The following is a 10605-nucleotide window of genomic DNA, read 5'->3' on the forward strand; positions in this document are numbered from 1 at the left end:
CGCTTGGAACAGCATGCCTTCTTGCATCGGAGACAGCGGGTACATGGAAACCATCTCGCCGCTGCCGCTACTTGCCAGTTGCTTGCGAAGTTTATCGAAGGTGACTAGCGGCATTGGTTCGCTACAAACATCGCTCGGGGTCAGCTCGGTATCGCTTTGCTGCATGCAATGCGCGACAACCGAAAGCAGTTGCTTTTTGTAATTGGCAAGCAATGCTTGCATCGTGCTTTCGCGGTACTCCTGCTTGTCGTACGTCACACTCAGCGTCAGTTGTCCGTCGATAACGCTCCCTGCAATGTCCAGCGCATAGGCCCGTTCCGATTGCGGGCTCATCGACAGCCCAGCTGAAAGCTCGGACATCGACATGGCCCCGGTATCCATTTCCCGATTCCATTGCCCCAAGTAGTTGAAGCTGATTTCCGGCAACATCCCGCTTCCAATGCTGCTTTTTTCCGCAGGCGTCATATACTTCAGCATGCCGTATCCCACGCCTTTGTTCGGAATCCGTCTTAGCTTCTCCTTGAACGATTTGACCCAGTAGGATATTCCTTCCGCCTTCTTCAATTCGAAGACGACAGGGTAAATGCTCGTAAACCAACCTACCGTTCTCGTCACGTCCACGTCATCCAATACTTCTTCGCGGCCGTGTCCCTCCAGGTGAATAGCCAGCGTCTCGTGCCCCGTCCATTCCTGCATGGCTAAGCGCCGCGAGCAGTACATCGTTCATTTCCGTCTTATACGCATGGTGCGTTCCCGTCAGCAAGTTTTTCGTTTCCGTCTCGCTTAAGCTAATCGCCATACTTGTGCTGCTCCCGATGGTACGAGCTACGCCGCTTTCACCGTCTTTGGGGAGTGGTTGCACGTTGACGCTTTGCTCCTGCCGCCAATATGCAGCTTCCCTCAGCAGTTCCCGGCTCTGTGCATAGATCCCCATCCGCTCCGACCACGTCCGGTACGAATGAGTTTTGCCTGGCAAGGCGACAACCTCGCCCCGCAGCCGCTGCTCGTATCCCGCTGCGAAATCCTCCAACAGAATTCGCCAGGACACCCCGTCCACGACAAGGTGATGGATCGCAATCAGCAGATGATCGCCGCTTCCCGTCCGGAACAATCCAAGCTGCATCAACGGGCCCGTTTCCAGATTCATCGCCTGCTGGACAAGCATCGCCTCGCGCTCGACCGCGGCGCTGACGTCCTCTTCCGCCGAGACGTCGACTACATGCAGGCGGAACGCTTGCTCTTCCGTCCCCCGGTTCATCTGCACGATCTTCCCTGCTTCTTGCCTGTACACCATCCGCAGCGCGTCGTGGTGTTCCGTCAGCTTGACCGCGACTTCCTCCACGAGCGCTTCCCGGAAACCGTCCGCGCGGTACAGCATCATCGCCTGATTCCAATGATGGCTTTGAGAGATACGTTGCTCAAAAAACCACCGCTGGATCGGACTGAGCGCGACCTCGCCCTCCACAGTCCCTTCTTCGGCTGCTGCCTGGGTCGTGACCTGAAGATATCGGCTGACTTCCTCGATCGTCGGATGCGTGAACATATCCCGGACCGCCAGCTTCAGGCCTTCCGAGCTTAACCTGGACACGATCTGGATCGCTTTGATCGAATCGCCGCCCAGCTCGAAGAAGTTGTCTTGGATGCCGACTTGTTCAATTCGGAGCACATCCTGCCAAATCGCCGCCATCTTCGTCTCCGTCTCGCTTCGCGGCGCGACGTATTCGCTTCCCGCCTGCACCAGCCCTTGCGGCTCCGGCAGCGCCTTCCGGTCCACCTTGCCGTTAGCCGTCAGCGGAATCCGCTCCACTTCAACCAAGTACGACGGCACCATGTACTCTGGCAGGCTGCGCTTCAAATATGAACGCAGCTCCGATCCATCAAACGCACCGCCGCTCACCACATACGCGCACAAGTAAGCTTCGTCCTTCTCGTCCTTCCGGACGACGACGACCGCTTCCTTCACGTCCACGTGCTGCAGCAGACGGTGTACAATTTCGCCTGTCTCGATCCGGTACCCCCGGATTTTCACCTGTTCGTCGATCCGGCCCATGTACTCCAGATTCCCGTCCGGCAGCCATCTGGCCAAGTCTCCCGTCCGGTACATCCGCTCGCCAAGTTCGAACGGGTTGTCCACGAACTTCTCCGCCGTCAGCTCTGGACGGTTCAAGTACCCGCGCGCCAAACCGTCTCCCGCGATGCACAGCTCCCCCGGCACCCCGATCGGCGCTAGCTTGTTCGCCCGGTCAACGACATACGTGCGAACGTTCGGCAGCGGTTTGCCGATTCCAACCTTCTCCGTATGCGCAGTAACCGCCTCTTGCGTCGCATAGATCGTGGCCTCCGTCGGCCCGTAAATGTTCTCGATTCGGGCATGCGGCCACTGCTGGCAAGCTCGCCGTGCCATCTCCGTCGGGAACGCTTCGCCCGCGATAAACAGGTACTGCAACGATGGAGCCGCTCCCCCGCTCGTTCCCGCCTCCGCCATGAACAGCTGCAGCATGGAAGGTACAAAGTTGATATGCGTCACCCGGTTATCGCCAATGACCTGGAGCAGCTCCCGTGGATCTCTCTCGGCGCCCGGCGCCGCCACGACCACTTTTCCTCCGCCCGGTATCCAGCCGAACAGTTCCGTCAAGGACACGTCGAACGTATAGCTCGTCTTCAGCAAATAAGCTTCCTCTTCCCCGCAAGGATATTTGCTATGCAGTGCAACCATCATGTTCGTTAAGCCGCTGTGCTCGACCATGACCCCTTTCGGCTGTCCCGTCGATCCCGACGTGTAGATGACGTATGCCAGATCGCTTGGCCCGCTGGCCGCTGACAGGTTCGCGGTGTCGCCTGCGTACAGCGACGCGTCCGCCAGGTTCAGCACGGTTCCTTCGTAATCTTGCGGTACTTCCGCGTCCCCATATACGAGCAGCAGCCTTGCGCCGCTGTCTTCCAGCATGTACGCGATCCGCTCCGCCGGATACGCCGGATCGATCGGCAAGTACGCACCACCAGCCTTCAGGATCGCCATAATCCCCACGATCATCTCTACCGACCGTTCCGCCATAATTCCCACGATCCGGTTCGCCCCGACGCCACACGCCCGCAATTCCTGCGCCAACTGGTTCGCCTTCGCGTTCAGCTCCCCATACGTCAATCGCTCAGACTCGAATATGACCGCCTCCGCTTCCGGCGTTCGCTCCGCCTGCTCCTCGAATAGAGCATGGATCGTTTGGTCCTTCGGATAGTCCGCCTTCGTGTCGTTAAACGTCTCCAGCAGCTGATGCTTCTCTTCTTCCTCGAGAAAATCGACGCTATGGATCGTCCGACTCGAATCAGCTGCCGTCATACGCAATGCTCGCTCAAAATACTGAAGCAGCCTGAGGACGACCTCTTCCGGATAGAAAGATACGATTCTTAATGCCAGCCCATTGAAGGTGGTCGATACGGAAAAATCCAATTTGGTATTTGTACGCTCATAGCTTAATCCCGGCGGAACACTCGAGATGATTGACGTTTCCTGCAAAGATTCGTAAATATGAAAATCAACAAAATTGAATAAAATATCAAAAAATGGGTTGCCATCATCAGACGTCACGCCTGTTGCGCGCATAATATCCCGCAGCGGATATCTTCCGAAGTTTTTCATCTCCATGCATTTGGCGTGGACGTTCCGAATCCATTGCAACCATGTCATTTGTGTATCGATCTTCATTTGCACCGGCACGGTATTTAGAAAACAGCCCAGTATTTTATCGCCGTCTTCACGAACAGGCCGTCCGTTTTCTACGAGTCCGGTTAATACTTCATTATCGTAGGTAAACATAGACAGACTGTACAAATACGCCGCAAAACAGATGGAACGCAGGCTTGTTCCGCTATTCCTCGCCGAATACTTGAGATCTTCCAACAACCCGTTTTCCAAGGCGTGCGTATACGCAAAATAATTACCGTTCTGTTTCAGCTCTGACTTTGCCGGCTCCGGGAATTCCAGCCGCTTGTATTCCCTCAATTCCTCCTGCCAGAATGTTTGGGAATCGAGACGATCTTTGACCGCGAGCTGTTCAATCACGTAATCCTTATACGTGCTCTTCAAAGCGGCCTCTGCATGCCAGTCGAATGTCCCAGCCCCCAGCATCCCATACACGTTCAGCAGCTCCGTCATGAATGACGCGACGCTCCAGCCGTCCAAGATGGCATGATGCACAATCCAGCACAAATACAAACGTTCTCCGCCCAATTGAAAGACTTGCATCCGCCAAAGCGGTGCTGTTCTGATGTCAAACGGACGCTTGCGATCTTCCGCAAGCCAACGCTTCACGAAATCGTCTTGATCGTTCCCGCTCAGTCCGGTCAAATCATCCAGCCCAATGCGGGCCTCCACGTGTTTGCGCACGATTTGAAGGGGATAAGCATCCGCCTCCAGATAAAAATCGGTTCTCAGGATCGGGTGCTTCTGGATCATAAAATGCAATGCTTCCCGCAATCTTTCCAGTTGGAAGTGTTCATCTTTAAGCTCATGTACCAACTGATCGTGATATACCGCACCCTCGGATTGCATGAGGGTATGGAAAATCATCCCTTGCTCGATATCGCTCATCGGATAGAAATCTTCAACTTCGCCCGCCAGCGATGTGGGGCCGGACAAGATTTGCTCCCGCAGCTTCTCCATATCGGCCGCTAACGCCCGTTCGGCAGCCGCGAGGTCCAATTGATCGCTCGTGGATAGGTTCGCCAAGAAGGATTCGATCGTCGGATACTGGTACAGATGATGGAGGTTCGTTTTTTGTCCGATCGCTTGCTCCATCCTCGCGATCAGACGAAGAGCTCGAATCGAGTCCCCGCCCAGCTGGAAAAAGTCGTCCCGAATGCCCACCGGCTGCGAAAGACCAAGCACCTCCTGCCAAATTCCCGCCAGCTTCGCTTCTGTCTCACTTCGCGGCGCCACGTATTCGCTTCCGGCCTGCACTAGCCCTTGCGGCTCCGGCAGCGCCTTCCGGTCCAACTTGCCGTTGGCTGTCAGCGGAATCTGCTCCACTTCCACCAAGTACGACGGCACCATGTAATCCGGCATGCTACGCTTCAAATACGCGCGCAATCCGGATGCGTCGAATTCTCCCACGCTCACCACGTACGCGCACAGGTACGCTTCGCCCCGCTCATCCTTCCGGGCGATGACTACCGCTTCCTTCACGTCCGCGTGCTGCAGCAGACCATGCACAATTTCGCCCGTCTCGATCCGGTACCCCCGGATTTTCACCTGCTCGTCGATCCGGCCCATGTATTCCAAGTTCCCGTCCGGCAACCATCTTGCGAGATCCCCCGTCCGGTACATCCGTTCGCCAGGTTCGAATGGGTTATCCACGAACTTCTCCGCCGTCAGCTCTGGACGGTTCAAGTATCCGCGCGTCACGCCTGCTCCAGCCACGTACATTTCCCCGGCTACGCCCAGAGGGGCAAGGCGTCCATTCTTGTCCAAGATAACAACCGACAACGTTGGGATCGGTTTGCCGATGTTGCTGATGTTCGNTCGCGAGAATCCCCACGATCATCTCGAGCGAACGCTCCGCCATGATCCCTACGATCTGGTCCGCTCCGACGCCACGCGACCGCAACGAATACGCCAGCTGGTTCGCCTTCGCGTTTAGCTCCCCGTACGTCAACCGTTCAGACTCGAATACGACCGCCTCCGCTTCCGGCGTTCGCTCCGCCTGCTGCTCGAACAGCGCCAGGATCGTTTGATCCTTCGGATACTCCGCCTTCGTGTCGTTAAACGTATTCAGCAGCTGACGCTTCTCTTCTTCCCCGGCCAGCTCGATCTCGGCCAGCCGCATCTCCGGTCTTGCCGTCACTTGCTCCAGAATGGTCTCCAAATGGCTGATGACTCGTTCGATGTTATCTCTGCGATGTTCCGCCCCATTGAAACCGATTTTGATGGTGAGCCGACTGGCATGTACATACATCGTCACGCTTAACGAATAATTGGTATGCTCGAACATTTGAGCATCCGTGATATGAAAATCCTGATTCTCGGATTGCCCGCTTATTTCGTTGATTTCCGGATAGTTCTGGAAGACAAACAGATGATCGATCAAGTTTTGTTTCAGATCCGATTGCGCTTGAATCTCGGCCAATGAAATATAATCGTATTTCTCCGAATCCCTTGCTCTTTGCTGTAACCGTTTGACCGTTTCGATAAACTTGTCCGCGGTTGCGTTCGGGCTTAGTCGAACGGGCAGCGTGTTGATAAACAGCCCCACCATGTTCTCGACCCCGTCGATTTCCGCAGGGCGCCCCGACACGACCGCACCAAATACCGCATCATCGGTGTTGTTGTAACTGCACAGCAACATGCCCCATGCCGTCTGCATCATGCTGTTCATCGTCACCTGATAGTGTTTGCTCAATTTCGTCAAACGCTCGGTCAATGTCTCTGCGAACGAATAATGGACTTCTTCATGTGCATACGACTCATTTGTACGACTTCCGCTTGCAGGGATCGCCGCCCGCTGCTCGTATCCCGACAAGTAATCTCTCCAGTAGCCCAGCGCTTCTTCGCGATCCTGCTCTTCCAGCCACTTGATGAAGTGGATATAGGGCTTCACGGCAGGCAAATCTATCGATTGGCCGCTGCAAAGCTGCGCGTACATATCAAAGAACTCTTTTAAGACGATGCCCATGCACCAGCCGTCCATCAGGATATGATGGTGACTCCAAATGATCTCGTATCGGCTCTCTTCCGTCCTTAATACGGCAATCCGCAATAGCACATCTTTCGTAAGATCGAATCCTTGTTCCCGATCCGATTGTTTGAAGCGCTCCACGCTGATCTTGATTTCATCCTCCGTTAACCCTGTGTAATCTTCGAAAACGATCGAAGGTTTGCGCTTTTTAAGCACGATCTGCAACGGCCTTTCCAATCCCTCGTACATAAACACCGTTCGGAAGATATCCTGCCGTTCCATCAGAAGGGAGAGGCTCTTCTCCAGATAGGCTTCATGCAGCGACCCTTGAATCACAATCGACAATTGATTGAAATACGCGGACGACTGCGGGTCCCTTAGCGCTTGGAACAGCATGCCTTCTTGCATCGGAGACAGCGGGTACATGGAAACCATCTCGCCGTTGCCGCTACTTGCCAGTTGCTTGCGAAGTTTATCGAAAGTGACTAGCGGCACTTGTTCGCTGCCAACATCGCTCGGGGTTAGCTCGGTCTCGGTTTGCTGCATGCAATGGTCGACAATCGAAAGCAGTTGCTTCTTGTAGTTAGCCAGCAATGCTTGCATCGTGCTTTCGCGGTACTCCTGCTTGTCGTACGTCACGCTCAGCGTCAGTTTTCCACCGATTACGTTCCCCGTGATGTCCAATGCATAAGCCCGTTCCGATTGCGGGCTCATTGGCGCTCCCGTGGGTAGACCGGACATTGACATGACGCCCGCATTCATATCCCGGTCCCATTGCCCCAAGTAATTGAAGCTGATTTCCAGCACCATCCCACTTCCAATGCCGCTTTTCTCCGCAGGCGCCATATACTTCAGCACGCCGTATCCCATGCCCTTGTTCGGAATTCGTCTCAGCTTCTCCTTGAACGATTTGACCCAGTAGGATATCCCTTCCGCCCTCTTCAATTCGAAGACGACAGGGTAAATGCTCGTAAACCAACCTACCGTTCTCGTCACATCCACGGTGTCCAATACTTCTTCCGTGGCCTTCCAGGTGAACGGCCAGCGTCTCGTGCCCCGTCCATTCCTGCATCGCTAAACCGAGCGCTGCGAGCAGCACATCATTTATTTCCGTCTTGTACGCATGGTGCGTTCTCGTCAGCAGGTTTTTCGTTTCCGTCTCGCTTAAGCTAATCGCAATGTTTGTGCTGCTCGCCCATGTACGGGTTCCGCCACTTTCCCCATCTTTGGGGAGCGGCTGTACGTTGGCGCTTTGCTCCTGCCGCCAATATGCAGCTTCCCTCAGCAGTTCCCGGCTCTGTGCATAGATTCCCATCCGCTCCGACCACGTCCGGTACGAATGCGTTTTGCTCTGCAAGGCGACAGCCTCGCCCCGCAGCCGCTGCTCGTATCCCGCCGCGAAATCCTCTAACAGAATTCGCCAGGACACCCCGTCTACGACAAGGTGATGGATCGCGATCAGCAAATGGTCGCCGCTGCCTGTCCGGAACAAGCCAAGCTGCATCAGCGGGCCGGTCTCCAGATTCATCGCCTGTTGGACTAGCGTCGCCTCGCGCTCGACCGCCGCGCTGACGTCCTCTTCCGCCGAGACGTCGACTACATGCAGGCGGAACGCTTGATCTTCCGTCCCCCGGTTCATCTGCACGATCTTGCCTGCTTCTTGCCTGTACACCATCCGCAGCGCGTCGTGGTGTTCCGTCAGCTTGACCGCGACTTCCTCCACGAGCGCTTCCCGGAAACCGTCCGCGCGGTACAGCATCATCGCCTGATTCCAATGATGGCTTTGTGAGATACGTTGCTCGAAAAACCAACGCTGGATCGGACTAAGCGCGACTTCGCCCTCCACAGTCCCTTCTTCGGCTGCTGCCTGGGTCGCGACCTGAAGATAGCGGCTGACTTCCTCGATCGTCGGATGCGTGAACATATCCCGGACCGCCAGCTTCAGGCCTTCCGAGTTTAACCTGGACACGATCTGGATCGCTTTGATCGAATCGCCCCCCAGCTCGAAGAAGTTGTCTTGGATGCCGACTTGTTCGATTCGGAGCACGTCCTGCCAAATCGCCGCCAGCTTCGTCTCCGTCTCGCTTCGCGGCGCCACGTATTCGCTTCCCGCCTGCACCAGCCCTTGCGGCTCCGGCAGCGCCTTCCGGTCCACCTTGCCGTTAGCCGTCAGCGGAATCCGCTCCATTTCCACCAGATACGATGGCACCATGTACTCTGGCAGGCTACGCTTCAAATGCGAACGCAGCTCCGATCCATCAAACGCACCGCCACTCACCACGTACGCGCACAAGTAAGCTTCGTCCTTCTCGTCCTTCCGGGCGACGACGACCGCTTCCTTCACGTCCGCGTACTGCAGCAGACCATGCACAATTTCGTCTGTCTCGATCCGGTACCCCCGGATTTTCACCTGTTCGTCGATCCGCCCCATGTACTCCAGGTTCCCGTCCGGCAGCCATCTCGCCAGGTCCCCCGTCCGGTACATCCGTTCCCCAGGTTCGAACGGATTGTCTACGAACTTCTCCGCCGTCAGCTCTGGACGGTTCAAATACCCGCGCGTCACACCTGCTCCGGCCACGTACATTTCCCCGGCTACGCCCAGAGGGGCAAGGCGTCCGTTCTTGTCCAAGATAACAACCGACAACGTTGGGATCGGTTTGCCGATGTTACTGCTGTTCGTCCGGATATCCNCCTTGTACGTCAACGGTTGTTTCCGTAATGCCGTACATGTTGATCAGAAGAACATCGGGATACGCCTTCGCCCACGGTTCCAGTTGCGCGGGAGACAGCGCTTCCCCGCCGAATATCACTTTGCGGACAGACAGATTCCGCATGGCTCCCTTGTCACACACTTCATGGATCAGACTGTAGAACGCCGTTGGCGTTTGGTTCAGAATCGTCACGTGTTCGCGTTCCAGCAGCTCGGCGAACAACCGAGGCTCTTGGGCCGTCTGTTTCGGAACGATAACCAGCTTGCCTCCATACAACAGCGCGCCGTACATTTCCCATACCGAGAAATCGAAGCAGAACGAATGGAACATCGTCCAGACGTCGCCCGCCCCGAAGTCGAATAGGTTGCGATCGTTAAAGAGCAGCCGCACGACGTTGCGATGCTCCACCATTGCCCCTTTTGGCTTGCCCGTCGATCCCGACGTGTAGATAATGTACGCTAAATCGTTCGGCCCGCTGGCCGCTAGCAAGTTCGCGGTGTCGCCCGCGTACAGCGACTTATCGGCAAGGTTCAGCACGGTTCCTTCGTAATCTTGTGGTACTTCCGCTTCCCCGCCGTATACGAGCAGAAGATCGGCGCCGCTGTCTTCCAGCATGTACGCGATCCGCTCCGCCGGGTACGCCGGATCGATCGGCAAGTACGCACCACCAGCCTTCAGGATCGCGAGAATCCCCACGATCATCTCGAGCGAACGCTCCGCCATGATCCCTACGATCTGGTCCGCTCCGACGCCACGCAACCGCAGCTCATGCGCCAATTGGTTCGCCTTCGCGTTCAGCTCCCCGTACGTCAACCGTTCAGACTCGAATACGACCGCCTCCGCTTCCGGCGTTCGCTCCGCCTGTTCCTCGAACAGCGCGTGGATCGTTTGGTCCTTCGGATAGTCCGCCTTCGTGTCGTTAAACGTATCCAGCAGCTGACGCTTCTCTTCTTCCCCGGCCAGCTCGATCTCGTCCAGCCGCATGTCCGGCCGCTGTACGATCTGATCCACGATCTTCGCCAGATGGTTGCCCATCCGCTCAACCGTTTCCTTTTTGAACAGCGTCGTGTTGTATTCCCAGTCGAAATACAGCCGCCCGGCCTGTTCGACCGCAGCTACCGTCAGGTCGAATTTTGCGACCCGGTTTTCCTGCGGGTACGGCCGAATCGTCAGCCCTTCCGGCTTCCATTCGCTCATCTGCATGTTCTGCAGCACCAGCATCG

4 pseudogenes are annotated in these 10605 nt (G+C 56.1%); all 4 read right to left on the bottom strand.

The annotated features are described in order from the left end of the window. Positions 1–94: 94 nt before the first annotated feature. A pseudogene (locus tag AM231_RS30035) lies at positions 95–5422 on the bottom strand (condensation domain-containing protein); the annotation flags it as partial. A 96-nt stretch (positions 5423–5518) separates the two neighbouring features. Then, positions 5519–7673 (bottom strand): annotated as a pseudogene (locus tag AM231_RS30480) (condensation domain-containing protein); the annotation flags it as partial. A 22-nt stretch (positions 7674–7695) separates the two neighbouring features. Further along, positions 7696–9315 (bottom strand): annotated as a pseudogene (locus AM231_RS30040) (condensation domain-containing protein); the annotation flags it as partial. A 47-nt stretch (positions 9316–9362) separates the two neighbouring features. Next, positions 9363–10603, bottom strand: a pseudogene (locus AM231_RS17445) (non-ribosomal peptide synthetase); the annotation flags it as partial. Positions 10604–10605 lie beyond the last annotated feature (2 nt).

Source organism: Paenibacillus solani, assembly GCF_001277345.1.
In the GTDB taxonomy this organism is placed as follows: Bacteria; Bacillota; Bacilli; order Paenibacillales; family Paenibacillaceae; genus Paenibacillus_AQ; species Paenibacillus_AQ solani.